The sequence below is a fragment of the Actimicrobium sp. CCI2.3 genome, from assembly GCF_035019065.1.
In the GTDB taxonomy this organism is placed as follows: domain Bacteria; phylum Pseudomonadota; class Gammaproteobacteria; order Burkholderiales; family Burkholderiaceae_D; genus Actimicrobium.
In genome coordinates this window covers 21,971-48,016 of the sequence record NZ_JASJWR010000023.1, presented here as the reverse complement: position 1 = coordinate 48,016, position 26,046 = coordinate 21,971, and the positions used below count along the sequence as shown (strand labels likewise).

Annotated in this window: 23 protein-coding genes and 1 tRNA gene; 16 read left to right on the top strand and 8 right to left on the bottom strand. The window is 56.9% G+C overall.

Annotation, left to right across the window (positions count from 1 at the left end):
• Window positions 1–66: 66 nt before the first annotated feature.
• Window positions 67–1,746, top strand: a complete 1,680-nt coding sequence (locus tag QN370_RS13630; RefSeq protein ID WP_322128223.1) for a peptide chain release factor 3 — start codon at window positions 67–69, stop codon at window positions 1,744–1,746.
• Window positions 1,747–1,950: 204 nt separating this feature from the next.
• A complete protein-coding gene (locus tag QN370_RS13625; RefSeq protein WP_323581736.1) occupies window positions 1,951–2,520 on the top strand; it encodes a hypothetical protein in 570 nt (189 codons plus the stop codon).
• 594 nt (window positions 2,521–3,114) lie between these two features.
• Here the strand turns inward: QN370_RS13625 and QN370_RS13620 are convergent.
• On the bottom strand, window positions 3,115–3,579 hold the full coding sequence (locus QN370_RS13620) for a rhodanese-like domain-containing protein (protein ID WP_322128221.1): 465 nt from the start codon (window positions 3,577–3,579) through the stop codon (window positions 3,115–3,117).
• A 385-nt stretch (window positions 3,580–3,964) separates the two neighbouring features.
• On the opposite strand from QN370_RS13620, the gene glnA reads away from it, so the two are divergent.
• The 4 genes from glnA to ntrC all read left to right on the top strand — a co-directional run bounded on the left by glnA (window position 3,965) and on the right by ntrC (window position 8,737).
• Window positions 3,965–5,380, top strand: a complete 1,416-nt coding sequence (gene glnA, locus QN370_RS13615) for a type I glutamate--ammonia ligase (RefSeq protein WP_322128220.1) — start codon at window positions 3,965–3,967, stop codon at window positions 5,378–5,380.
• 170 nt (window positions 5,381–5,550) lie between these two features.
• Window positions 5,551–6,036, top strand: a complete 486-nt coding sequence (locus QN370_RS13610; protein ID WP_322128219.1) for a DUF4124 domain-containing protein — start codon at window positions 5,551–5,553, stop codon at window positions 6,034–6,036.
• Between the two features lie 55 nt (window positions 6,037–6,091).
• On the top strand, window positions 6,092–7,165 hold the full coding sequence (gene glnL, locus QN370_RS13605) for a nitrogen regulation protein NR(II) (RefSeq protein ID WP_322128218.1): 1,074 nt from the start codon (window positions 6,092–6,094) through the stop codon (window positions 7,163–7,165).
• Between the two features lie 66 nt (window positions 7,166–7,231).
• Entirely contained in the window at window positions 7,232–8,737 is a 1,506-nt protein-coding gene (gene ntrC, locus QN370_RS13600) for a nitrogen regulation protein NR(I) (RefSeq protein ID WP_322128217.1), read from the top strand.
• A gap of 53 nt (window positions 8,738–8,790) precedes the next feature.
• Here the strand turns inward: ntrC and selD are convergent, their stop codons facing one another.
• Together selD and senB are read right to left on the bottom strand one after the other, a co-directional pair.
• Window positions 8,791–9,873 (bottom strand): selenide, water dikinase SelD, encoded by a 1,083-nt coding sequence (gene selD / locus QN370_RS13595; RefSeq protein ID WP_322128216.1) that lies wholly within the window; start codon window positions 9,871–9,873, stop codon window positions 8,791–8,793.
• Window positions 9,870–10,886: a selenoneine biosynthesis selenosugar synthase SenB gene (gene senB, locus QN370_RS13590; RefSeq protein ID WP_322128215.1), complete on the bottom strand. Its 1,017-nt coding sequence runs from the start codon at window positions 10,884–10,886 to the stop codon at window positions 9,870–9,872. The genes selD and senB overlap by 4 nt, the downstream gene beginning before the upstream one ends.
• Window positions 10,887–10,932: 46 nt before the next feature.
• Here senB and senA point away from each other — a divergent pair, with 46 nt between their 5' ends.
• Window positions 10,933–12,129, top strand: a complete 1,197-nt coding sequence (gene senA, locus QN370_RS13585; protein WP_322128214.1) for a selenoneine synthase SenA — start codon at window positions 10,933–10,935, stop codon at window positions 12,127–12,129.
• A gap of 87 nt (window positions 12,130–12,216) precedes the next feature.
• Here senA and QN370_RS13580 read toward each other — a convergent pair whose 3' ends face one another.
• The 4 genes from QN370_RS13580 to gloB form a co-directional block, all read right to left on the bottom strand.
• Window positions 12,217–13,623, bottom strand: a complete 1,407-nt coding sequence (locus QN370_RS13580; protein ID WP_322128213.1) for a DEAD/DEAH box helicase — start codon at window positions 13,621–13,623, stop codon at window positions 12,217–12,219.
• A gap of 388 nt (window positions 13,624–14,011) precedes the next feature.
• Window positions 14,012–14,794 (bottom strand): enoyl-ACP reductase FabI, encoded by a 783-nt coding sequence (gene fabI, locus QN370_RS13575; protein ID WP_322128212.1) that lies wholly within the window; start codon window positions 14,792–14,794, stop codon window positions 14,012–14,014.
• 175 nt (window positions 14,795–14,969) lie between these two features.
• On the bottom strand, window positions 14,970–16,439 hold the full coding sequence (locus tag QN370_RS13570; protein WP_322128211.1) for a transglycosylase SLT domain-containing protein: 1,470 nt from the start codon (window positions 16,437–16,439) through the stop codon (window positions 14,970–14,972).
• A 128-nt stretch (window positions 16,440–16,567) separates the two neighbouring features.
• Window positions 16,568–17,347 (bottom strand): hydroxyacylglutathione hydrolase, encoded by a 780-nt coding sequence (gene gloB, locus QN370_RS13565; RefSeq protein ID WP_322128210.1) that lies wholly within the window; start codon window positions 17,345–17,347, stop codon window positions 16,568–16,570.
• On the opposite strand from gloB, the gene QN370_RS13560 reads away from it, so the two are divergent.
• From QN370_RS13560 to QN370_RS13545, 4 genes are all read left to right on the top strand, one after another.
• Window positions 17,346–18,131 carry a class I SAM-dependent methyltransferase gene (locus tag QN370_RS13560; protein WP_322128209.1) on the top strand — a complete coding sequence of 262 codons (786 nt, stop codon included), beginning with the start codon at window positions 17,346–17,348 and terminating at the stop codon, window positions 18,129–18,131. The genes gloB and QN370_RS13560 overlap by 2 nt on opposite strands.
• Complete coding sequence (gene rnhA / locus QN370_RS13555; protein WP_322128208.1) at window positions 18,118–18,552, top strand: ribonuclease HI; 435 nt, start codon at window positions 18,118–18,120, stop codon at window positions 18,550–18,552. Before QN370_RS13560 ends, rnhA begins: the two co-directional genes overlap by 14 nt.
• 42 nt (window positions 18,553–18,594) lie before the next feature.
• Window positions 18,595–19,302: a DNA polymerase III subunit epsilon gene (dnaQ, locus tag QN370_RS13550; RefSeq protein ID WP_322128207.1), complete on the top strand. Its 708-nt coding sequence runs from the start codon at window positions 18,595–18,597 to the stop codon at window positions 19,300–19,302.
• Window positions 19,303–19,357: 55 nt separating this feature from the next.
• Window positions 19,358–19,432, top strand: a tRNA-Val gene (locus QN370_RS13545).
• A 187-nt stretch (window positions 19,433–19,619) separates the two neighbouring features.
• Here the strand turns inward: QN370_RS13545 and QN370_RS13540 are convergent.
• Window positions 19,620–20,246 (bottom strand): excisionase family DNA-binding protein, encoded by a 627-nt coding sequence (locus tag QN370_RS13540; RefSeq protein ID WP_322128206.1) that lies wholly within the window; start codon window positions 20,244–20,246, stop codon window positions 19,620–19,622.
• A gap of 313 nt (window positions 20,247–20,559) precedes the next feature.
• Between QN370_RS13540 and QN370_RS13535 the strand changes: the two genes are divergently transcribed.
• The 5 genes from QN370_RS13535 to QN370_RS13515 all read left to right on the top strand — a co-directional run bounded on the left by QN370_RS13535 (window position 20,560) and on the right by QN370_RS13515 (window position 25,985).
• A complete protein-coding gene (locus QN370_RS13535; protein WP_322128205.1) occupies window positions 20,560–21,024 on the top strand; it encodes a MarR family transcriptional regulator in 465 nt (154 codons plus the stop codon).
• Window positions 21,025–21,082: 58 nt separating this feature from the next.
• Entirely contained in the window at window positions 21,083–22,600 is a 1,518-nt protein-coding gene (locus tag QN370_RS13530; protein ID WP_322128204.1) for an efflux transporter outer membrane subunit, read from the top strand.
• Window positions 22,597–23,844, top strand: coding sequence for an HlyD family efflux transporter periplasmic adaptor subunit (locus QN370_RS13525; protein ID WP_322128203.1), 1,248 nt, complete (start codon window positions 22,597–22,599; stop codon window positions 23,842–23,844). Before QN370_RS13530 ends, QN370_RS13525 begins: the two co-directional genes overlap by 4 nt.
• Before the next feature lie 43 nt (window positions 23,845–23,887).
• Window positions 23,888–25,441, top strand: coding sequence for a DHA2 family efflux MFS transporter permease subunit (locus QN370_RS13520; protein WP_416172179.1), 1,554 nt, complete (start codon window positions 23,888–23,890; stop codon window positions 25,439–25,441).
• Window positions 25,442–25,529: 88 nt separating this feature from the next.
• Window positions 25,530–25,985, top strand: a complete 456-nt coding sequence (locus QN370_RS13515) for a ProQ/FinO family protein (protein WP_322128201.1) — start codon at window positions 25,530–25,532, stop codon at window positions 25,983–25,985.
• Window positions 25,986–26,046 lie beyond the last annotated feature (61 nt).

Genomic DNA, 26,046 nt, shown 5'->3' with positions numbered 1-26,046 from the left:
GATCGGCGGATTCGACTTCGCGGACCATAGCCGGTAGACTCTTCCCCTTTTCCGCAGGAACGTCCCATGGCCAGCAATCACGATTTACCTTACACCGATGCAGATGCCACGGCTGAACCGTCTCCTGCAGCAGCACGCAACGTACCTGCTGAACTGATTCGCAGGGAAGGCGGGCGTCGGCGCACTTTTGGCATCATTTCTCATCCCGATGCCGGCAAGACCACGCTAACCGAAAAATTATTGCTATTTTCAGGCGCGATTCAGCTTGCTGGTACCGTCAAGGCACGCAAGAGCGGTCGCCATGCCACGTCCGACTGGATGGAAATTGAAAAGCAGCGCGGCATTTCGGTCGCCAGTTCCGTCATGCAGTTCGAGTATCGCGACCATGTCGTGAATTTGCTCGATACGCCGGGTCACCAGGATTTTTCTGAAGATACCTATCGGGTGCTGACCGCCGTGGATTCGGCGCTGATGGTGATTGATGCGGCCAAAGGTGTCGAGACGCAAACCATCAAGCTGCTCAATGTCTGCCGCATGCGCAGTACACCGATCATCACTTTCATGAACAAGATGGACCGGGAGACGCGCGATCCGCTTGAGTTGCTCGATGAACTGGAGTCTGTACTCGATATCCAGTGTGCACCGGTAACCTGGCCGATCGGTATGGGCAAGGCGTTTCGTGGTGTCTATCATCTGTTGCGTGACGAGATTTTGCTGTTCGCGCCGGGCGACGCGCGCGCCGACCAGGAATTCGAAGTCATCAAGGGCATTGATAATCCTCGCCTTGCCGAGATGTTTCCGCGTGAGATAGAACAACTGAAAATGGAGGTCGAGCTGGTGCATGGCGCGTCCCATCCATTCGACCTGACTGCATTTCTGGCGGGTACGCAGACGCCGGTTTTCTTTGGTTCGGCGATCAATAATTTTGGCGTTCGGGAAATCCTCAATGCCCTTCTGGATTGGGCACCTGCGCCGCGTCCGCGCGATGCGAGCGTGCGTTCGGTCGAACCGGGCGAAACGCCTTTTTCGGGGTTCGTGTTCAAGATTCAGGCCAACATGGACCCGGCGCACCGCGACAGGATTGCGTTCCTGCGCGTTTGCTCAGGGCGTTTCGAGCGCGGCATGAAGATCAAGCACCTGCGATTGAACCGTGAAATTAAAGTGTCGAACGTCGTGACTTTCATGGCTGCGAGCCGCGAGCAAGTCGAGGAAGCCTATGCCGGGGACATCATCGGTTTGCCGAATCACGGCAACATGCAGATTGGGGATAGTTTCTCAGAGGGCGAACTGTTGCAGTTCACCGGGATTCCCTATTTTGCGCCAGACTTTTTCCGCTCGGTACGGATCCGCAATCCGCTAAAGATCAAGCAATTGCATAAAGGTTTGCAGCAGCTTGGTGAAGAAGGCGCGGTGCAGGTCTTCAAGCCGGTTCATACCGGAGAGCTGATTCTGGGTGCGGTTGGTGTGCTGCAGTTTGAAGTGGTGGCCAGTCGCTTGCTCAATGAGTATGGCGTCGACGCTGTATTCGAAGGCACCAGTATCAGCAGTGCGCGCTGGGTCACGGGCGAAGACAAGCGTGCCATTGCTGACTTCGAGAAATCGGCTGCCGGTCACAATGTTGCTTACGATGCTGCTGGAAATATGGCGTATCTGGCGACCTCAGGCGTCAATCTCAGGCACACCCAGGAGCGCTGGCCATTATTGACTTTTCATGCCACGCGCGAACACGCCGTCAAGCTGGAATAAAATAACGATTCAGTACACTAAAATCAAAAAATGTTTTTTGCAGTGTTTCCTTGATCTGATTTATATCAATCGGTTTGTCGCGTATTTTTCCTATACTTGTGTGCCCGTGATCGACACGCAGTAGGGAAGTATCTGTCGCTGGTGAGAATTTACCTATTCAAACTTGTGCCACCGTCAAGCGAGTGGCAGGCTTCAGGAGTCGTCATGCTCACTGCTACCTATTCGTTGCTTGCCATCCGGTTTGAGCAAAAAAATGCGTGCACGATACTTGCCCGCCTCCGGCGCTATTTGGAGTCAATCCAGTGCCGGAAAGAGTGCGTTGATCAGCCGACGCTGGTGTCAATGATCAACCAGTTACAGCACTTCGATCAGTACCTCCATGCACGCAAGATCGAGAGGCATGTTATCCCCGTTCTCTGCTGCTCGACCGACGAGGCCGACTCGCTGGTCGAGGAGCTTGAGATGCTCAGTCTTTCGGCCTGGCGGAGTTTGTCGACGCTGCAACACTATGTGCACCGGTGCGTCAGTAGTGGCGACCACCAGCCTTTCTTTTTGACCGCCGAACGCTATTGCGAAAGCATGCATCAGCGACTGGTCAAGGAAGAGAATTCATTGATGTCTCTGGTTGGGGAGGTGCTCACCAGGGAGGACTGGTTTGCGTTGGGGACACGCTTTCTGACGGAAGACGGTGAAAAATACAGGTCGCGACGGGGCATGTCGTCGCCGGTGCAATTGACCGCAGTGATTTCCGGTGAAAGTGCCGCTACGAGTTGATGCTCTCTGGGACGCGACTTGCCCTCCCGTGATTACCCGCTCATCGCGCCCACCGCAACCCTGGTTGCGCGTGCATCGATTCATCCGGCGCTGGTCGATTGTTCATTGAGGCGGCGACGACTATTCATGGTCGCGCTGGCTGGTTTTAAAAACGCAATGAGTTTCCGGCGGCTAATTTCACGGAGGTTCCGGTCGCGGCCGCTGCATCAAGGTTCTATAAAGCGGGACCCCTATTCCTGCAGAATGACTTTCCGTTCTGGTTGTCCGGCTTCATGGAGTGCATGCGGGTTGTCGACGTCGCCGTCGGTGCACTCTGCATTCCTCTTTCACGGATCGTGCCATCGTTGTACGCAGGGAGAGTCCGGTCACGGCGGTTTCGCCGGGACGGCCAGTTGCGAGCCGTGGCGCAGGCCATCGAAGAGGTCGCACCACTCCAGCGCCAGGAGGTGTATGCCAGCCAGATCGGCCGGCTCAACCAGATTGAAGAAAAGGCCAATCAGATTTCGATCCCGCTATCCTGCGCCGAAGAGTTATACGGTTTGCGTAGTCATCGTCACTTTGTGCGAACCCGCATTGTCGACTTACAGCAAATCGTTAAGCACCTATCCACGGCAAGCCTGCCTTGCACCAGCCAGCGACCATCTTGCGATGTCCGTCCGCATCGCGGTCGCCTTCGAAGCCCTCCAATATATCAAAGCAATGCAGATAGCCGGATTCGGTCGCCAGTTTCGCTGCGTGGCGCGAGCGCACACCGGAGCGACACAGGAACACAATGAGGGTTTCCTCGGTGGTCGCGACACGGAGTTCGTCCATGAAGTCGGGATTCGGAACCGATCCCGGGTACAAGCTCCATTGCACGGACAGGTGCTGGTGTTCTGCAATGCTGACCTTGCCAACCCAGTCACGTTCGGCATGGGTCCTTACATCCACCAGTCGGACGTCTGGGTTCGCTTTCAGCAATTCGAACGCTTCAACCGGTGTCACAGCCCCGGCATAGGGCAAGGTATGGTGTTGACCTCGCTCCCGGGCGTTGATCAATATTTTTTCGGGTGATGTCATCTCTGAAATCCAATCATGAGAGGTTGAGGGGAATGTCTATTAAGCCTGTTTATGTTGGTGCATTTTTCGAGGAATAAAACATAAGTGCACCAATATAAAAATTTGGCATGATTTTGGCACCATTGTGGTACCGCTCTTCGGGTCGGCTGCAACCGAAAAGTAAAGAAATTGCCGGATGCCTCCTCATCTTGCCGGGTTCTGCCAGAATCAGGTGGGACGTAATTCGTACTCGCGGTGGCATGGAACCTGCTACGGAATCTGCTATTATTTCACGCTGAGTTTTGGGACGTTCGTAGCTTGCTGTTGACTACTTTCGCATGCAATCATTCGGTTCACGACCATCTCGCATATTTTTGAATTTATTGATCTATCAGAGGAGATACGCATGGCAATGACGGCAGCAGAAGTACTGAAAATGGCCAAAGACAACGAAGTTAAATTCGTTGACTTCCGCTTCGCCGATACGCGCGGCAAAGAACAGCACGTAACGGTTCCGGTTTCCCATTTTGATATGGACAAGTTTGAGTCGGGGCATGCATTTGACGGCTCCTCCATCGCTGGCTGGAAAGGTATCGAGTCCTCGGACATGATCCTGATGCCGGATCCTAATACCGCAAACATCGATCCATTCATGGAAGAAACAACGATGTTCATGCAGTGCGATGTCATCGAGCCATCGGATGGCAAGGGTTACGACCGTGATCCGCGCTCGATCGCCAAGCGCGCTGAAGCCTATCTGAAATCCTCCGGCCTCGGCGACACCGCCTATTTCGGTCCTGAGCCAGAATTCTTCATCTTTGACAGCGTGCGCTGGAAGATCGGCATGGACGGTTGCTTCGTCAAGATCGATTCTGAAGAAGCATCATGGAGCTCGGGCGAAAAGTTTGAAGGCGGCAACACGGGCCATCGTCCAGCAGTCAAAGGCGGTTACTTTCCGGTTCCTCCGGTCGACAGCATGCAAGACATGCGTTCGGAAATGTCGCTGATCCTCGAAGGCATGGGTATCCCGGTTGAAGTGCATCACCACGAAGTCGCTGGTGCAGGACAAAATGAACTCGGCACCCGTTTCTCGACACTCGTCGAGCGCGCTGACTGGACCCAGAACCTGAAATACGTAGTCTGGAATGTTGCCCACACCTACGGCAAGACGGCAACCTTCATGCCTAAGCCTATCGTTGGTGACAATGGCTCGGGGATGCACGTCCATCAATCGATCTGGAAAGATGGCAAGAACCTGTTCGCTGGTGATGGTTATGCCGGGCTTTCCGAGTTTGCGTTGTATTACATCGGCGGCATCATCAAGCACGCCCGGGCGCTCAATGCGATCACCAACCCAGGTACGAATTCGTACAAGCGTCTCGTGCCTGGTTTTGAAGCACCGGTCAAGCTGGCTTATTCGGCCCGCAACCGTTCGGCCTCGATCCGTATTCCGCATGTGCCGAATCCTAAAGGCCGTCGCATCGAAACACGGTTCCCGGACCCTCTGGCCAATCCGTACCTGTGCTTCTCCGCGCTGATGATGGCCGGTCTGGATGGCGTGCAAAACAAGATCCATCCAGGCGAAGCTGCCTCGAAAGATTTGTATCACTTGCCGCCAGAAGAAGACGCATTGATCCCGACAGTCTGCTCATCGCTTGAGCAAGCACTCGAGAACCTCAACAGCGACCGTGAATTCCTCACGCGCGGTGGCGTCTTCAGCGACAGCATGATCGATGCCTACATCGAATTGAAAATGCAGGAAGTCACACGCTTCCGCATGACGACGCATCCGGTCGAATTCGATATGTACTATTCGATGTAATACGTTGACTGGCTGACGTGCAGTACAAAGATGGGCGAGATATTCTCGCCCATCTTTACTTTTACGGTGTCTGTGTCGTATGCCGGCGTGGTGTCTCGAACATCGTTTGTATTGGTCAGCCTCTTGTCCTAAACTGAGAGTCCGTGTCATCAGTTCCTCAAATGAAATTTATGAAACTCCCTGTCTTAAGCCTCATCCTTTTTTCGCTGTGCATGCATCAGGCGCAGGCACAGAGTGAGGTATTCCTGTGTGTCGACGAGCGTGGCAACAAGGAATACAAGAACACCGGCATCACCAGAGGCTGCAAAAAAATCGAATTGCCAGGCATGACGATCATTGCGACACCGAAGCGTGCGCCTGTGGCTGTTTCCGGCGCGACCGCCAGGAGCGACTCGGGCGATTTTCCGAAAATAGATAGCGGAACCCAGAAAGCGCGCGATAGTGATCGCCGTCAGATACTGCTTGATGAACTGAAGTCTGAAGAAGGCAAACTGACCGTACTGAAGAAAGACTATAGCGGCGGCGAGCCAGAACGCCTGGGTGACGAAAGCAATTACGCCAAGTATCTGGCACGCGTGGCTGGCATGAAGGAAGAAATCGGCCGCACCGAAAAAAATATCGAAGCCCTCAAACGCGAGCTCGGCAATCTCAAGTGATGCCGTAGCGTGTATCAACCAGGCTGCGTAACGTGGCCTGCCTGTCTGGATCATCGTGAAAATTCCCTTTAGTTCTGTTGCAGGTCTCGACTTGCTCGCCTCGGCTGTTGTCATTCTCGATGCCGAAGGGCGTATTTCTTACGCCAATGCCGCTGCTGAAAATATGCTGGAAAGCTCCTTTCGCTTGTTGGAGCAGCATCTGTTGTTTGAGCTGTTCGTCAACGGCGACAAACTTGAAACCGTGTTCAGGCAAGCGGTTGCCCATGAGTTCGCCGAAAAGCGGCAAGACCTGACGCTGCAACGCATCGGGCGAGAATCATTACAGGTCCATGTGGTGGTCACCGCACTGGACAATCCCGATTCACCGGTCCTCATCGAGATGCGTGAAAACGTCCAGCAACTCAAGCTTGACCGCGAAGAGCGACTACTGGATCAGAGCCTGGCCAACAAGGAGCTAATCCGCAACCTCGCGCACGAAATCAAGAATCCGCTGGGCGGCATTCGTGGCGCGGCCCAATTGCTCGAACTCGAGTTGCCGGAGCGGCACCTGAAAGAATTGCGCGAATATACGCAAGTCATCATCAAGGAAGCCGACCGGTTGCAGACACTGGTTGACCGCTTGCTGGCACCACACCGGCGTCCGCACATCGTCGGTGATGTCAATATCCATGAAGTCTGCGAACGCGTACGGAGCCTGATCCTGGCCGAGTTTCCGAGTGGCCTGGAAATTCGGCGTGACTACGACCTGTCGTTACCGGATTTTCGCGGAGACAAGGAGCAGCTGATCCAGGTGGTCCTGAACATCGCCCACAATGCCTCGTATGCGCTGTCCGAACGGATTCGGCAGGGCGATGCAGTGCTGACATTGCAGACGCGCGTGGCGCGGCAAGTGACGCTGGCGAAGGTGCGCTATCGGCTGGCACTAGACTTGCATATCCTCGACAATGGCCCCGGCATCCCGACCGAGATTCGCGACCGTATTTTCTTTCCGCTGGTGTCAGGCAGAGAGGGCGGTAGCGGATTAGGGTTGACACTGGCCCAGACTTTCATTCAGCAGCATTCCGGTGTGATCGAATGCGAAAGTCGGCCGGGATGCACGGATTTCAGGATATTGATACCGCTACCTTGAGACCCAGGGTACGGATCGTAGCCAGCACTGAGGGTGCGGCTACTTGACGTGGACACCAAAGAAATCATGAAACCAATCTGGATTGTAGACGACGACGAATCAATACGATGGGTGCTTGAAAAAGCACTGGCGCGTGAAAATCTGGCGACCCGTAGTTTTTCCAACGCACGCGATGCCAACGATGCGTTGCAGCACGATACGCCGCAAGTCTTGGTGTCTGACATCCGGATGCCTGGCGGTTCTGGCCTCGAATTGCTGCAGACAGTCAAGACCAAGCATCCTGGTCTGCCGGTGATTATCATCACCGCCTTTTCGGATCTGGATTCTGCTGTTGCCGCATTTCAGGGCGGCGCTTTTGAATATCTGGCCAAACCATTTGATCTCGAAAAAGCCGTCGAGTTAATTCGGCGTGCCCTTGATGAAAGCTTGCGTGAAGCCAGCGTTGAGCAAGCGCCCGCAGAAACGCCGGAGATACTCGGTCAGGCACCAGCGATGCAGGATGTGTTTCGCGCGATCGGTCGCTTGTCGCAATCGAATGTGACCGTGCTCATTACCGGAGAATCGGGTACCGGCAAGGAACTGGTTGCACGGGCCTTGCACAAGCACAGTCCACGTGCGTCGCAACCTTTTATTGCCTTGAATACGGCGGCAATTCCCAAGGACTTGCTCGAGTCCGAATTGTTTGGTCACGAACGCGGTGCCTTTACCGGTGCCCAGGCCAGCCGGCGTGGCCGCTTTGAACAAGCCGAAAACGGCACCTTGTTTCTCGATGAGATCGGTGACATGCCGTTCGACTTGCAGACGCGCTTGTTGCGTGTGCTGTCCGATGGCCATTTTTATCGTGTGGGTGGTCATCAGCCAATGAAAGCCAACGTGCGCGTGATCGCCGCGACGCATCAGAATCTTGAGCAGCGTGTGCGTGAAGGACTGTTTCGCGAAGATCTTTATCACCGTCTCAATGTCATCCGTCTGCGCTTGCCAAGCCTGCGTGAACGGCGTGAGGATATCCCTATCCTGACCCGTTATTTCCTCGCGCAGAGCGCCAAGCAGCTCGGTGGGGATCCCAAGCGGATGACCGATGGGGCGATGCAGTTTCTGACGGGACTGGATTTGCCCGGGAATGTGCGTCAGCTCGAAAACCTCTGCAACTGGATTACGGTGATGGCACCCGGACAAAGTGTCGAGGTCAAGGATTTACCGCGTGACCTGATTGACGGTGGAAGTTTTGCTGCGATTGCGACTCCGCAATCGAGTGTGGCAACGACTCCCGCGCCACCGGAATTGTCCGGACACGCGACCGTGCCGACCGCTGCCAGTATGCCGGTTGTCGCGGCTGTCGATAGTGAAACCTGGGTGGATTTGCTGGAAGCAGAAGCGGCCAGAATGCTGGCTGCCGGTCAGCCCGAAGTGATGGATGCGTTAGGCCGACTGTTCGAGTCCGCATTGATCAAGACTGCGCTCAAGCACACGCACGGTCGTAAAAACGATGCAGCGATTCGTCTTGGAATTGGACGCAATACAATCACGCGCAAGATACAGGAACTGGGTATCGACGGTGCCAAGGACGAGTAACCGCCCTGCACCTGGCCAGTGCGGTGAGCGCACTGGCCAGGAGCTGCGAAAAATTACTGCGAGACGTTGACGCAACCCGTACCGCTGATCATTTCTCCGATGACGGCGGCGTGTTCAAATCCACCCTGGCGAAAAATCTCCAGAACGGCATCGACGCTGCCGGCGTCACAGGACACCAGCAAGCCGCCCGATGTTTGCGGATCAGTCAGCAGCATTTGTTGCGTCATCGTGATCGAGGCATCGAGCACCACGTCCATGCCGTAACCATCCCAGTTGCGTCCGGATGCCCCGGTCACGCAACCCGCCTCGGCCAGTGCCTGTACGTTGGGCAACAGCGGTATCTGTTTCATCCGGAGTTGCGCCGTCAGCTTGGCACCCCGTGCCAGTTCCAGCGTATGGCCGAGCAGGCCGAAACCGGTCACATCGGTCAGGGCGTGGACACCCGGCAGTTCGGACAAGGCTTTACCTGGCTTGTTGAGCTTGGTCGCGTTCTCGATCATTGCCTTGTAACCTTCGGCGTCGAGGACTTCCTTTTTCAATGCAGCCGACAGAATCCCGACGCCGATCGGTTTGCCAAGGATGAGCTGGTCGCCCACTTTCGCATCCGCATTGCGCTTGACCTTGGAGGGGTGAATCAGACCCAGCACGACCAGGCCATAGATCGGTTCGACCGAGTCGATCGTGTGTCCGCCGGCAATCGGAATGCCAGCTTCCGCGCAGATTGTCTCGCCACCCTTGATGATCTGGCCGATGACCTCGACCGGCAATTTGTTGATCGGCATGCCGACCAGCGCCAGCGCCATGATCGGCGTACCGCCCATTGCATAGACGTCCGAAATGGCATTGGTCGCGGCAATGCGGCCGAAGTCAAACGGATCATCGACGATCGGCATGAAGAAGTCGGTCGTGGCAATCAGTGCTTGCTCGTCATTGAGCTGATAGACCGCGGCATCGTCGGCGGTCTCGATTCCGACCAGGAGTTCTTTTGGCACCGGAAAACCGGTTGAATTTTTCAGGATTTGTGCCAGTACTCCCGGTGCGATCTTGCAGCCGCAACCGCCACCATGGGAAAAAGAGGTGAGTTTGACGGGCGCACTAATAGTCGCACTAACAGGCGCATTGATGGGAGTGTTCATGGAAATCCTTCGAGGGCGGGAGTAGGAGTAGGAGGGCAGCGTGGTGCCTGACCGTAAATGTGCAGGCAATTATCCACCAACTGCCGCACCGCTGCGCATTCGCGCTCCGGTGCAAACAGAGGACGGCGCAGGTTGCATTGTGCCTGCAAGTGGGCGAGGAAAAGAGGGTCGCTTGCGCACCGCCGCATCAATGCTGACAGTGCGGTAGCATCACCAACCGGAAAGTAGCCCGCATAGTCGTCGCCGAGCAAGCCACGATTGCCTGAGATATCGCTGGCAATGACGGCCACGCCGCTGGTAATGGCTTCGATGATGACATTGGCACCGCCTTCCATGATCGAGCTGATGACCATCAGATCGCTGTTTTTAAGCCGCTGGCGGGTGGCTGCATGGGGCTGGTTGCCAATCCAGCGGTAGCGTGGCTGCCGTTCGGCGGTCGATCTGGCCAGCATTTCCATTGATGCATCGAGTGCACCGCCAACATGCAGGAAGTCGATGTCCTCGTGCTCCAGATCCATGCAGGCGCGCAAAAACGTGGCCGGATCTTTTTCGGCGCGCAGGTGGCCTATCATGATGACCTTGAGCGCAGCACGATGACGCTTGATGGCTTTCAGCGTGCGTGCCGACTGGTGGATGACGCGGGTTTTTTCAAGCAGTGGCACGGGAAGTTCATCGAGGCCGGCAGCTTGCAGCACCACCAGACGCGTGGCAATGACCAATGAATGCTGTGCGACCGGGTCAGTGCGGATGTCACGATAGAGATCGGTGCCGGTAAGCACCAGAATGGAAGGGCAGCGGTGCTCGAATTCCAGCAGGGCTTCTGCCGAACGGCGCGCATGCAGCGCAATGAGGACATCCGGTTGCAACGTGGCGCTCAGTCCGGAGTCGCTTGCCGCACAAATGACGGTATGGCGGTCGCGCAGGAAGCGTGACCAGCGCGCGGCAGTCTGCCAGTTGCCATTATTGGCTTTTGCCAGCGCGGGACTGATAATGAGTACGAGTGGTTTAGCCAAGACACCTTTCCTGTGAACCTGATTTTTTTGAAGTTGATGATTAACCATGAATGCTGCTGTTGCTTCTTTTCGCCAGTTGGCACCCGGCGATCTTGCTGATGCCTTGTACCAGGCCAGAAATTATACGCTGGCCCTGTTCGACTGTTTTCAGTCGGTCGGGCTGGATGATCCAGTGAACGTACCCAGGTTGTCCATCCTTAATCCGCCTTTGTGGGAACTCGGTCATCTGGCCTGGTTCGCCGAATGGTATTTGCTGCGGGGCGCGCAGACCAGTGCGCCTGATTCGGCGCTGCGAACGTCGTTGCTGACCAAGGGAGATGACTGGTTCGACTCCAACACGGTGCCGCACCGGGCACGCTGGACACTGGGCTTGCCGAGTACCGGAGCACTCAAAACCTACTGCCATGAAGTGCTTGACCGGAGTATCGACAAACTGTCGCGTGCCGACTCCGACGACGCTGCGCTCTATCCATACCGGCTGGCATTAGCGCATGAAGACATGCATGGCGAAGCATTACTGGCAACGCTCAACACATTGGGCGTCGCGCTGTCGGATGCGTTAGCCCTGCCGCAGACACCTGGCGCGGTGCAGCGCGAAATCCGCTTTCCGGGAGGGACGGTTCAACTGGGAAGCAGTGCCGGTCACGGCTTCGTGTTTGATAACGAAAAATGGCAGCATGGATGCCAGCTCGATGCATACAGCATGGATGCGACGCTAGTCAGTTACGCGCAATTCAGTGAATTCATTATTGATGGCGGCTATCAGAAGCCGCAGTACTGGACCGCCGGTGGCAGGGACTGGTTGATGCAGCAAGAGCGTTCGGCACCGCTGGATTGGGTGCGCGATGGACGGCAATGGCGTTGCCGTCGCTTTGGCGACATGCTGATGCTGCCGATGAACGAACCGGTACGGCATGTCAGCCTGTTTGAGGCGCAAGCGTATTGCGTGTGGGCAGGCCGCCGACTGCCAACCGAAGCGGAGTGGGAAGGCGCTGCCAGTTCCGGTCAACCCGGTTTCCACTGGGGTGACCTGTGGGAATGGACTTGCTCGCCGTTCACGCCTTATGCGGAATTTTCGGCCGATGGCTATCAGGAATATTCGGCACCATGGTTTGATTCGCATCAGTCGGTGCGGGGTGCCTCGTTCGCGACACCGGGTCGGCTGCGCTCAGTGCATTACCGCAATTTCTATTTGCCGCAACGTAGCGACATGTTTGTCGGGTTTCGTACTTGCGCGATCTGACAGGTAATAAAAAACCCGCGACTGCCGAGGCGTCGCGGGTTTTTTTATGTGCTCCCGGGTTGCCCCGGGAATCCTTGCAGTGATCGATTAACGATCGCCGTATGGACGACGGGCTGCGCCGCCGGCGTCGCCGGTGCGTGGACCCTTGCTGAAGCTGCTGCCATCTTTGCGTGGTGCCGATGGCTTGCTGAACGTGCGCTGCCCTGGCTTGGCCGCACTACGGTTGTCGCCTGGTTTCCAGCCGCCTGGCTTTTGACCGGCGCGTGGAGCCGACGCTGTTTTCTTAGGCTCGAAGCCTTCGATGACTTCCACGGGAATCAGCTGCTTGGTGAAGCGCTCAATGCGTTTGACATTGATGCCTTCGGCATGGTTGACCAGTGAGACAGCAACACCGTTACGACCGGCGCGACCTGTACGACCGATACGGTGGACGTAGTCTTCAGGGAATTTTGGCAGATCGTAGTTGAATACGTGCGTGATTGCTGGCACATCGATACCGCGGGCAGCGACGTCGGTGGCAACCAGTACGCGAACTTGACCGCGACGCATGCCATCGAGGGTACGGTTACGCGCACCCTGATGCATGTCGCCATGCAGTGCAGCAGCAGCGAAACCGGCGATGTTCAAACGGTCTGCAATGGTGTCAGCGTCACGCTTGGTTGCGGTGAACACAACAGCCTGGTCCATCGTTTCGTCGCGCAGCAGGTGATCAAGCAGGCGATTCTTGTGCGACAGATCGTCGACGAAGTGCACGCGCTGGCTGATGTTTTCATGCTTGGTTGCCGAACCGGCGATCTGGATGATCATCGGGTTCTTGGTGATGCGCTTGGCCATGTTGCCAACGACGCCGTCAAGCGTTGCCGAGAACAGCATGGTCTGGCGTGATTCCGGTGTGGCAGCGACGATTTTTTCGATATCGTCAATGAAGCCCATGTCCAGCATGCGGTCTGCTTCATCGAGAACCAGAATTTCGAGTTGCGAGAAATCGATCTTGCCGGACTCCATGTGGTCGATCAGACGACCTGGCGTGGCAACCAGGATTTCCGGATTTTTTGCCAGCAATTGCATCTGCTTAGGGTAAGGCATGCCGCCCAGGATCGATACGGCCTTGATGCGACGCATCTGTGAACCGTACTTGTCGGTCGCGGTCGTTACTTGCAAAGCGAGTTCGCGAGTTGGGGTCAGGACCAGCATTTTAGGCTGGGCAGCCTTGAAACGCGGACGCTCGCCACGGGCCAGAGCGGATTGTTTTTCTTGATTCGGGGTTTTGCTACTGTCGGCCAGTTGCAGATCGGCGGCGGTAGCAAATTTGTGCAATGCAGGCAGCATGAATGCTGCAGTCTTGCCGGAACCGGTCTGCGAGGAAACCAGCAGATCGCGGCCTTCGATGGCGGCAGGAATAGCTTGCTCCTGGACGCTTGTTGGCTTGATATAGCCGGATTCGGTTAGTGCTTTAATTACGGACGTGTGGAGGCCAAGGGCTTCAAAAGTCATTTTTTATCTTTCGTGAACTCAGCGCTGCGCGGCACTCGGTAAAGTGCATGCGAAAGCGCAATAAAAATGCAACGCCAACCAACGAAACAGCCAAGTAGCAACCAAATAACAACGGCTAGAAAACTCAGGAAAATTTCGGCACATAAAGCTTTGCGCCGGGACGGTGTTTGAATATCAACACCAAGAGGCGGGGGGCTTATCGTTAATGCGAAGGGTTTGCGGTGCTACGGTGAATATTGCTGAATGCAATGAACGAGGCAAAGTGTACAGGGGAACGATGGCGTGTGTCTAATGATTTATTGCACCGCGGCGAATTTCGGAATTCGACGCAAGGGAGTACGGACAGCCTCGATCGGTAAGGCTGCCCGTATTTTTGCCGCATGCTGGTTTACTCGGCAATACCACCCACGACATGCGAAAAGCCGCCATCAACATAAGTAATTTCACCGGTGATGCCCGCTGCCAGGTCCGACAGCAGGAACGCGGCGGCATTGCCGACGTCGTCTTGCGTGACATTGCGCCGCAATGGCGAATGGGTTTTGACAAAGTTGAGAATCTTGCTGAAATCCTTGATGCCACTGGCGGCCAGTGTCTTGATCGGTCCCGCTGAAATGCCGTTCACGCGCACGCCCTTCGGACCCAGCGACTCCGCCATGTAGCGCACGCTGGCTTCAAGCGATGCTTTGGCCAAGCCCATCGTGTTGTAGTTTGGCAGGGAGCGCATCGCGCCGAGATAGGTCAGCGTCAGCAATGCCGCATTCGGACGCAGCATTGGTAAGGCCGCCTTGGCCATGGCCGGGAAGCTGTAAGACGAAATGTCGTGGGCGATCTTGAAGCCTTCCCGTGACAGCCCTTCCAGGAAATCGCCGGCGATGGCCTCGCGCGGTGCGAAGCCGATCGCATGGACCAGACCGTCGAGCTGATCCCATGATTTTGCGAGGTCAGCGAACAATGCCGCTATCTGTTCATCGCTGCCGACGTCGCAATCAAAAATAAGCTCGCTGTCGAACTCGCGTGCAAACTCGATGGTCCGTTCCTTGAATCGTTCTCCGACATAGGTGAATGCCAGTTCGGCACCTTCACGTTTGCAGGCGGTGGCGATGCCATAAGCGATCGAACGATTCGATAGCAGGCCGGTGATGAGGATTTTTTTGCCTTGCAAAAAAGCCATGCAGAACTCCTGGTGGGATCACAGTGCATGCGCGAGCATCCTGTGAAGAAGGCCAGCGTCAGTGCGGTTGTCGATCGGGATAATGAGATGGGTCGTAGCCTATGCAGGCAGATCGTCCGAGATTGTAGGGGCTTGCCGCGCTTGGGGCAAGCCCGCAACCGGACCGGTTGCTCGTTCAGCGCGCCGAGACAAGCATCGGTCCGCTCCGCACTTTTTTATCAGACCTGGCGACCTTCGGATGTTGTCGGGATGCGGTTGCACGCGCCGTGCTGCGCGCGGTTCTGGCACGGGCTTGAAACGGAATTTGAACCTGCAGCGTTTGGCCGCTTCGGAGATTGTCGCGCTGCAAGTCGTTCCAGCTTTTGACTTGCGCCACGGTGACCTTGTAGCGCTGTGCGATCGATGCGAGGTTGTCGTGTTTGCCGACACGCACGGCGACACGGCGGAAATCCGGAACGTCGGGCTCCACCGACATGACCGCGTTATCAGCGACTTCGGCAGTGATGTCGGTTTCGGCGGCCTTTGCCGTCTTCGGGACCAGGATCGTCGAACCGGCCTTCAAACGCATATTGGGCGGGATGTGATTGACATCGCGCAGCAATTGCGGCTCTGTATCAAACAGCGTGGCAATGGCTTCGATGCGTTCGCGCTTCGTGACCGTGTGGGCCATCCAGGAGGACAGTGGGCGATTCCATTGCGCCAGATTGGTCTTGAAGCGCTCGGCGTTTTGCTGGGGCAGCAGTATTTTGGTGCTGGTGCTCCCGGTGATGACAGGCCGGTTGAATTGCGGATTGAGTGCCTTGAATTCGTCGAGCGTTAATTCTGCTAACTGTGCCGCGACTTTCAGATCGATATCGCGCGTTTTGCCGATGGTGACGAAATAAGGTTGATTCTCTGCCTTTGGCAGGGTGATGCCAAACGCCTCCGGGGTGGCAATGATGTTCTTGACCGCTTGAAGCTTGGGGACGTAATTGCGGGTCTCGGCGGGCATCAGTGCCGACAGGCTATTGAAATCGGTCGGCAAACCGGCCGCTTCATTTTTCTTGATGGCACGCTGTACCGATCCTTCGCCCCAGTTGTAGGCTGCCAGCGCCAGTTGCCAGTCGCCGAACATGCCATGCAGCTTTTGCAAATAGGTCAGTGCAGCATCGGTCGAGGCGAGCACATCGCGCCGTTCATCCTTGAACATGTTCTGCTTCAGATTGAAGTCGAGTCCGGTTGACGGAATGAACTGCCACATGCCGGATGCCTTGGCTGACGAGTAGGCCTCCGGGTTGAAGGCCGACTCAATGAACGGCAGCAAGGCGAGTTCGGTTGGCATGTCGCGCTTTTCGAGTTCCTGCAAGACATGGAACAGATAGCGTGAAGCCCGCAGCGTGGTGCGCTGGATGTATTCGGGGCGAGCGCTGTACCAGTTGGTCTGGCTTGCTACGAGCGGATTATCCAGGTCGGGGATGCCGAAGCCGTTACGGATGCGTCCCCACACATCAAGCTCTTCCATCGCCAGCACCTGGGTGGCAGGGTCACTCGGGTCATAAGTGTTGATGGTAGGAGAGATGCTGAGGTCGTTGGCGTGGCTTGAAAACGGCGCTGCCGCTAGCAGGAATACGGTGAGGGCAAGGGTGTAAAGGTGTTTTTGCTGCATGGGTCTTTCCTTGTTTTTTTTGGGACTCGATGCAGCCGAAATGCCGACTCAAGTAGCCAGTGTACGTAATGGCTATTTGGGTCGTCAACCATCGTTACAGATTAGGGGCGACAACGGCTTGTGCCAGATCAGCGATAACTGTTTTTCCAGGCGCGCAGCGCGGCAAAGCCGGCAATGCCCGCATCGTCGCCGAGCTTGCCAGCCTGTTGCAGGCTGTGACTGATTTCGGCACCACGCCATCTGAGGAACGGATTGGTTTCGCGCTCCAGCGCAATGGTTGAGGGCACGGTCGGCACGTGGCGATCGCGTTTGTCTTGCTCGCGCACAATGCGCTGCTGCAATGCCATGTTGCCGGGCTCAACGGCTTGCGCAAAGCGTAAATTGGCCATCGTGTATTCGTGAGCACAAAAGACGCTGGTCTGGCCGGGCAGGGCGGCGAGCTTCTGCAGGGAAGCGTCCATTTGTTCGGGTGTTCCTTCGAACAGTCTTCCGCAGCCACCGGCAAACAGCGTGTCGCCGCAAAACAGCCATTCTTCGATTGCCGCGTAGTAGGCGATATGGCCGCTCGTATGGCCGGGAACATCGAGCACATCGAGCTGCCATTGCAGTTCGGGGAGTACGACGGTGTCACCCTGCGCCAGCGGGTGAGTCACGGTCGCAATGGATTCGTTCCGGGGGCCATAAACCGGCACGCTGGCGTGCTTTAACAGTTCGGGCACGCCGCCAACATGGTCAGCATGGTGGTGAGTCAGTAGAATAGCGGTCAGCGTCAACTGGTGGAGTGCCAGTGCCGCCAGGACTGGTCGGGCATCGCCCGGGTCAACCACGGCGGCATGCACGCCGTCATGAATGAGCCACAGATAATTGTCATCAAACGCAGGAATCGTCAAAACTTGTAACGTCGCCATGGATCATCGCCTTTCAGAAAAATCTATTATAGCGCTCGGCCCCTGGCTCGATAGCGCACCAGGGGCTTATGTGCTGGCCTGGGAGCAGCGTTGCCTGGACACATTGACCGCCGATATTTTTGGCTTCAATGCCATGCAGATCGGCATGCCACAAATTAATGCGCTTGCTGCCAACCGCATGCCCAACAAGTGGCTAGCCGATGCACACGGTGATCCTGCATCCGGTGTCCGACCTGCTGTAGCGATTGCTCATGACCTGGCCGAATTGCCCTTTGCGTCACAAAGCCTGGACCTGGTAGTGCTGCCGCACGTCCTGGAATTTTCTCGCGAGCCCCATCAGGTATTGCGCGAAGTTGAAAGGGTGTTGCGGCCAGAAGGTCAGTTGATTATTTGCGGCTTCAATTCGGCCAGCATGTGGGGTGCGCGGCAACTGGCCGGACGTCTGAGTGGATCGGCTTTCTTGCCGCGTGACGGCGAATTTATCAGCATGCCTCGCCTGAAAGACTGGCTCGAACTGCTCAACATGGAGGTCGGGCACGGCCATTTCGGCTGTTATGCCCCACCATGTCGTTCCGAAAAATGGCTGGAGCGTTTTTCTTTCATGGAAAAAATCGGCCAGCGCTGGTGGCCGTATTTTGGTGCCGTCTATGTCGTGCACGCGATCAAGCGGGTCAAAGGCATGCGGCTGATCGGTCCGGCGTGGCGGCAACCAAGCGCCCGATCGGCCCGCACGGTGCCTGCCACCAACAAAACACACAATCAAAGTGATCATGGAAAAAGTTGAAATATATACGGATGGTGCCTGCAAGGGCAATCCTGGCCGCGGTGGCTGGGGAGCCTGGCTGGTTGCCGGCAGCAATGAAAAAGAATTGTTTGGCGGCGAGCGCGACACCACCAATAACAGGATGGAATTAAAAGCGGTCATCGAAGCACTGACGGCGCTGCGACGTCCCTGCGACGTGATCGTGCATACCGATAGCCAGTACGTGCAAAAGGGGATCAGCGAATGGATTCATGGCTGGAAAAAACGCGGCTGGAAAACCGCCGCGCGTGAACCCGTCAAAAATGTCGACTTGTGGCAAGCGCTCGACCAGGCGCAGCAAATGCACCAGATTCAATGGCGCTGGGTGCGTGGCCATTCCGGACATGTCGGCAACGAGCGCGCTGACGTACTGGCCAATCGCGGTGTCGATTCGATCCGCTAACCGGGCAGCACTCTGCAGCTAATTATTCAGGACACTATCTTCATGCGACAAATTGTTTTAGATACCGAGACCACCGGCCTCAATCCCCGTTCCGGCGACCGCATCATTGAAATCGGCTGCGTCGAACTGATGAATCGCCGGCTGACGGGCAAGAATTTTCATTGTTATCTCGATCCGGAGCGCGATTCCGAAGAAGGTGCGCTGGCCGTGCACGGATTGACGACCGACTTCCTGCGTGACAAACCCAAGTTCGCCGCTATTGTTGCCGAACTGCGTGACTACATCAGCGGTGCCGAGGTCATCATTCACAATGCACCGTTTGACGTCGGTTTTCTCGATGCGGAATTCAAGCGGCTCGATCTCCCCCTCTTCAATGCCCAGGTCAGCGGCGTCATCGATACGCTGGTGCAGGCCAAGGAGCTGCATCCCGGAAAGCGCAATTCGCTCGACTCACTCTGCGACCGGTATGGCGTATCGAATGCACACCGTACATTGCACGGCGCGTTACTGGATGCCGAATTGCTGGCAGAGGTCTACCTGGCCATGACGCGCGGTCAGAACAGCCTCAGTATGGATTTGGAGGATGACGCGCAAGCCGATCAGCAAGGCGCGCAGGTGGAGTTGGTGCCGTTGGCCAGCATTCTGGTGCTGCCAGCTAGTGCGGATGAACTGGCCGAACACGAGTTGGCATTGACGGCGCTCGACAAGGAAATGCGGGGCACGTCAATCTGGCGCATGGTGGAAAATTGATTGCAGGCGAAGGGTGTTTTTTACCGGCCATTCGTGTAATAATTCGACCCGCACAGGGCGGTTAGCTCAGGGGTAGAGCACTGCCTTCACACGGCAGGGGTCGCAGGTTCGAAACCCGCACCGCCCACCAGAATCAGATTTGAAATAGAGGACTTGGCTTCGCGCTCAAGTCCTTTTTTTTGGGTGCGCCCGGCATGGGCGCACCCTGTCCAGGACTGCCACTGACCGACTCATTGCAGCCTGGGCGAGATGGAAGAAAACCGGGCTTGGCTTGAACAGGACTAACGCGCTACGGTAAGTGCGTCCGTCTCCGGTGCTTATTTACCAGCAGTGCGCCGCGCGCGTTCTTGCCCTGCACAGCATCCGCGCAGGTAGCCACGCAACTCATCCAGATTCACCGGATTGCTGAAAAACACCACACCATCCGTCAAGTCGTCGGACAAGGTCTGCGAATCCCGTTCCGTGCTTGAGAGCACAGCCATGTGCATGTCTGACAGGTCAGGGTAGGTCAGGATCGCATTGATCAGTTCATTGCCGGCAATCGTGTCCATGGCCATGTCGGCCAGCAAGATATCGGGTTTGTGTTTGGCGATCTCGATGAGCGCCTGATAGCCATTGCTACAAAATGCCGTGCTGGTGTTGAGGTTCCAGGATGCAATTTGCTCTTCATAAAACGTGCGTTTTTGCTGTTCGTCCTGAACAATCAGAATCGAGGTTTTCGTCACGTGGCCGGATGCCTGACCATCGATATCGCCAGCGCCGCCGTTCGCGGTAGCGCGGGAGCGCTTGTACGCATTCACCGCATCGAGCGGTATGCGCCTGTGTCCACCTGTCGTTTTCCATGCGGACAAGGCACCGGATTCAACCAGTTGCTGTACCGAGGTCACCGAGATACCGAGGATTTTTGCTGCATGGCGGGTCGTACATACGTCGGTGGTTGGCATTGAGTGACTGACCGGGTTAATCAAAGGAGTAGTGTAATCATATTAACCAAAGTCATCTTGATAATTTGACGAACGGTTTCAGGTCGTGTGCCTGTGACTGAATCAAAAGGACGTCATTCCTGTTTCCGGTACCTCGCGTGAGGTCATTAACCTGGCGAAAATGGCATATCCGGTATGCAGTTCATGGATTTTTATTGTTGGATGGCCTGATTCCTGTAGTTCAAGCACAGGATTTCCGTTTTTGTACCCTGGATACGCAGTCAGCAGAACTCGCGTATATTCTTGCTCAGTCAACTAATTGCCATTAATTAACGTGTCTACCGCATCCATTCCTGCACCGTACATTGTCGAAGAAAGCATTGGCTATCTGCTCGGTCGCACGCGAGCGCAACTCGCCAAATCGCTCGACGACGCGCTGACGTCGCATGGCATCACTCATGCGCAGGGCAGTATCTTGCTCATGTTGATGTCCGGACACTTTGACACCGCGTCGCAACTGGCTCGCGAGTTGTATATCGACGCAGCTGCCATGACGCGGATGGTTGATCGGCTGGTGAAACGAGCACTGGTCATTCGTCTGTCCAACGGTGCCGATCGCCGGACATTGATGCTGCAACTGACTAGTGAAGGTAGCGCGCTGGCGCAACAACTGCCCGCCATTTATCTGGCGGCCCGCGAACGCAACTTTGCCGGTCTGAGTAGTGAAGAGATGGGTTTTTTGCGTTCGCTGTTACGTCGGGTATTGCTCAACGGCGAAGCTGCGGAGTCGTCCAGATAGCATTCCTGGCCATAAAATCGCTGAATAATAATTTGCCTGATCAAACAATAAAATTGCCATGATGCCCATTGTTCCCCGTGTTCCTTCTACCTTGCTGGACTTTGCCAGGACGCTGCTCAGCGTGGGCCTGCTTGCTGCAGGATTGTCCGCCTGTGTCAGTTCTGGTGATATTCGCAGTACGGCACAAACCCGCTCTCCTGAGGATCTCGCCAGTCGCATCACGTTGCCGGGGCAGGGCGGACAATGGCCGGCGATCGACTGGCCGACCAGTCTTGGCGGCCCCGCCTTGCAGTTGCTCGTCGATGAAGCGCTGGCGACCAATCCAACCTTGCAAATGAGTGCCGCCCGGATTGCTGCTGCGCAAGCGCTGGCGGACGCCACGCGTGCTGCCGCCGGGCCAACGGTCGGCGGCAGTTTTACCAGCACGTATCAGCGCTATACCGAAAATGGCATCATTCCGCCGCCGCTGGCGGGGGCAATGCGCTCCGACAACCAGCTGGCGCTGAGCGTTTCATATGACCTCGATTTTTGGGGCCGCCATGCTGCCGAGTTACGTGCCGTGCTGGCGCAGGGAAAGGCTGTCGAAGCCGAGCAATACAGCGCGCGCCTGATGCTGGCCAGTGCGGTGGCGCACAGCTGGATGCAGATGCATCGCCAGGTGCAGCAACTCGCGCTGATTGCGCGGCAACAGGCCGTGCGCCTCCAGCTCAATGACTTGACGGCACGTCGTATCGCCGCCGGTCTCGATAACCAGAGCGATAACCAGATGGCGCAACTCCAGTTGCAAAACCTGCGGACCGAGCAAGCCCAATGGCAGGAAGCGCTGGCGCTAAGCCGCAACCAGCTAGCCGCCTTGCTGGGACAGGGGCCGGATCGTGGTTTGTCGATTGCCCTGCCGGAGGTGGCACCGCTGGCCGCACTGCCGCTGCCGGATGCATTGCCGCTTGCCCTGCTCGGTCGTCGCGCCGACATCGTGGCCGCACGCTGGCATGTTGAAGCATTGCAGGGCGAGATCGAGTCGGCCCGGATCGATTTTTATCCGAACATCAATCTGGCTGCTTTTGCCGGCTTGTCCAGCCTTGGCTTGCCTAACCTCATCAACAGCGGCAGCGCTATCGCCGGCATCGGTCCGGCCATCCGTCTGCCGATTTTTGAAGGCGGTGCGCTGCGCGCGCGTCTCAAGGGCAAGGTGGCCGGTTACGACAGCGCCGTCGCCACTTACAACCAGACGCTGACCGATGCCCTGCATGACGTGGCTGACCAGGTTCAGTCGCTGCGCAGCGCGGCACAACAGCAAGAGCACCAGCGCCTGGCAGTGCAAGCCGCCAGCACGGTGCTGCAACTGTCCGAACAGCGCCAGCGGGTTGGTACCGCCAACCAGTTGCAGGTATTGGCTTCCGAAGCCGCCTTGCTGCAACAACGCCGCACCGAGCTCGATGCCAGTGTGCGCCTGAGCGATCTGCGCGTCAGTCTGATCAAAGCGCTCGGGGGTGGCTTTGATGCCACCGCCAGCGGGTTGGCCGTGCCCGTTTCACCGTCTTCCGAAATTTCACCTACCGTCAAAGCGGCATCATGAATACACCTGTCACCAATCCACCTGCCGCTCCTGTTGTTGCCGCACCGCCGCGCGGCAAGCGCCGTTTTCTGTTGCTGGTCACGACCGGCGTACTGATCCTGCTGCTCATTGCTTATGGCATCTGGTGGCTGATTTTTGCGAGTCATTTCGAGAGTACGGATGACGCCTATGTGGCTGGCAACGTGGTGCAGGTCACGCCGCAGATCGGCGGCACCGTCGTCGCCATCAATGCCGACGACACCCAGCGGGTCGAAGCCGGCAGCGCGCTGGTACTGCTCGATCCGTCTGACGCCAACGTCGCGCTGGATCAGGCCACGGCACAGCTGGCGCAAGCGGTGCGCGAAGTCCGCACGCTCTTCGTCAACAATGGCGCGCTCAATGCCAACATCACATCGCGTAACAGCGAGCTTGAACGGGCCCGCACTGACCTGGCACGGCGGCAGGAACTGATCGCCTCTGGTGCCGTCTCGAAAGAAGAACTCGCTCATGCCCGCACCGCGTTGCAAAGCGCCGAGTCTGCCGCCGTCGCCGCGCGCGAACAGCTCGCCTCGAACCGTGTTCTGACCGACCACACCTCGGTCGCGCAACATCCGACCGTACTGCGTGCGGCAGCGCAGGTGCAGTCCGCGTATCTGGCCGTGGCACGTACGTCGTTGCCGGCACCGATTACCGGCTACATTGCAAAACGCTCGGTGCAAGTCGGTCAGCGCGTTGCCGCCGGCATGCCGCTGCTGTCGATCGTGCCGCTGGACAGCCTGTGGATCGATGCCAATTTCAAGGAAGTCCAGATCGCCAGAATGCGCATCGGCCAACCGGTCACACTGCATTCGGATGTGTACGGATCAAAATTCAACTACCACGGCAAGGTCGTTGGTCTGTCGGCCGGCACCGGTTCGGCCTTTGCGTTGTTGCCGGCGCAAAATGCCAGTGGTAACTGGATCAAGATCGTCCAGCGTATCCCGGTTCGTATTTCGCTTGATCCCGCTGAGCTGGCAGAGCGGCCGCTACGACTCGGCCTCTCGATGCAGGTCGAGGTCGATATTGCCGATCATGCCGGAACGTCGCTGACCTCGGCAGCGGCCACGCGCACCGAGCCGGTTTATCAGACGGCCGCCTTCGACAAGGCTGGCAGCGATGGGCACCTGCTGATCAGTCGCATCATCGCGGAAAACAGTGCTGACAAAGTTGCCGACAAAGCTGCCGACAAGCGCGCCCCCGAAAAAGTCCTACCTGCTTCTCGCTGAGCAGCGCCATGATCTTATGTAACCGGACATCCTGATGGCGACCATGAACGCACCTGCACGACCGTCATTACCGCCGCTGCAAGGCAGTCAGCTTGTGGTCGGCACCATCGCCTTGTCGCTGGCGGTATTCATGAATGTGCTCGATTCGTCGATCGCCAACGTGTCCATTCCGGCCATCTCGGGCGACCTCGGCGTCTCGCCGCAACAGGGCACCTGGGTCATCACCTCGTTCGCGGTGGCCAATGCCATCTCGGTTCCGCTCACCGGCTGGCTGACGATGCGCGTGGGTCAGGTCAAATTGTTTGTCACGTCGATCCTGTTGTTCGTGATCGCTTCCATCCTGTGCGGGCTGGCACCGAGCATCGAACTGCTGATCGCGGCACGCGTATTGCAGGGCGCGGTCGCTGGCCCGATGATTCCGCTGTCGCAAGCACTGCTGCTGTCGAGCTATCCGCCCGCCAAAAGCGGCATGGCGCTGGCGTTCTGGGGGATGACCACGCTGGTCGCACCGATCATGGGGCCACTGCTGGGCGGATGGATTTCCGATAACTACACGTGGCCGTGGATTTTTTATATCAACATCCCGATCGGATTATTTGCCGCCTGGGCGACCTGGTCGATTTATCACAAGCGCGAAAGCGCCATCCGCCGCCTGCCGATCGACAAGCTGGGTCTGTTCCTGCTGGTGCTCTGGGTCGGCAGCCTGCAACTGATGCTCGACAAGGGCAAGGAGCTCGACTGGTTCAATTCCGGCGAGATCGTGCTGCTTGGTGCGACCGCCGTCGTGGCGTTCATTTACTTTGTCATCTGGGAGCTCGGCGAAGACCATCCGGTGGTCGATTTGTCGCTGTTCAAAGGACGCAATTTTACTGGCGGCGTGATTGCGATCTCGGTGGCCTACGGACTGTTTTTCGGTAGCCTGGTCATTCTGCCGCTATGGCTGCAAACCCAGTTGTCCTACACGGCCACCGAAGCCGGTAAAGTGATGGCACCAGTGGGTGTGCTGGCGATCCTGATGTCACCCTTCATTGGCAAGATCATGCCCAAGGTGGATGCACGATGGGTTGCTACGACAGGTTTCCTGATTTTTGCGTTGGTGTTCTTCATGCGATCGCGCTTCAATGTCGACGTTGATCCGATTACGCTGATCATCCCGACGTTCATTCAGGGCGCAGCAATGGCGATGTTCTTTATCCCGCTGACCTCAATCATCCTGTCCGGGCTGTCGCCCGACAAGATTCCGGCTGCCGCTGGCTTATCGAATTTCGTGCGGATCATGTTTGGCGGCATCGGTACCTCGATCACCTCGACGGTCTGGGATAGCCGGACTGCATTACACCATGCCCAACTGGCCGAACATAGCAGCGCACAAAGTCCGGTTTTCGCCCAAGCGGTGCAGGGTCTGACCGCGCAGGGATTGTCAGAGCAGGGTGCGTATGCGGTCCTCGAACGCAGTCTGAGCGTTCAGGCCAGCACCCTCGCAGCGACGGATATTTTCTGGATCTCGGCGATCCTGTTCCTGGCACTGATCGGCCTGGTCTGGATAACAAAGCGGTCCAAATCGCCAGCGCCTGCGGATGGCGGCGGCGCACATTGACAGCAATCGTGTTGTTGCGGGCGTCCGCTGCGCGGACGTCGTGCTATCCTCACCTCCTTTTCTATCCTGTTTCCATACACTTTTCCGAATGACTTCTCCAACACCTGTCCCCAATCCCGTCCAGGCTGCGCGCGCGCTGCTGAAAGAACTCCAGCAAACTTTCCCCGCCTTTCGTGATTGTTTGCCGCTGGCCATCGGCATCGACAAGCAGATCATCGCTCTCCAGCCCGAACTGCCGCGCAAGATCCTGCGCATTGCGCTCGGTCAGCATACCAACTCATTGCGGTATCTGAAGTCAGCAGAAAAAGCCACGCATCGTCACGATCTGGACGGCAAGCCCGGTGAAGCGCTGACCGACGAACACCGTTTGCGCGCGACCACCTTGCTCAAGGAACGCTTCAAGAAAGAAGCGGACCAGCGCAAGGCCGTGCGTGCCAAGGAAGCAGAAGCGCGCCTGGCCGCCGAAGCGATGCAACTGGCCGCCGAAGCAGCCCGCCTGCACACTGAAAAGCTGAGCCAGCTCGCCGCCAAGTTCGCCAAATAATTGTTCTTGACAGGGTGCCGGTGCAACGCCGGATACCCGCGTTACCTGCGCCGGGCATGTC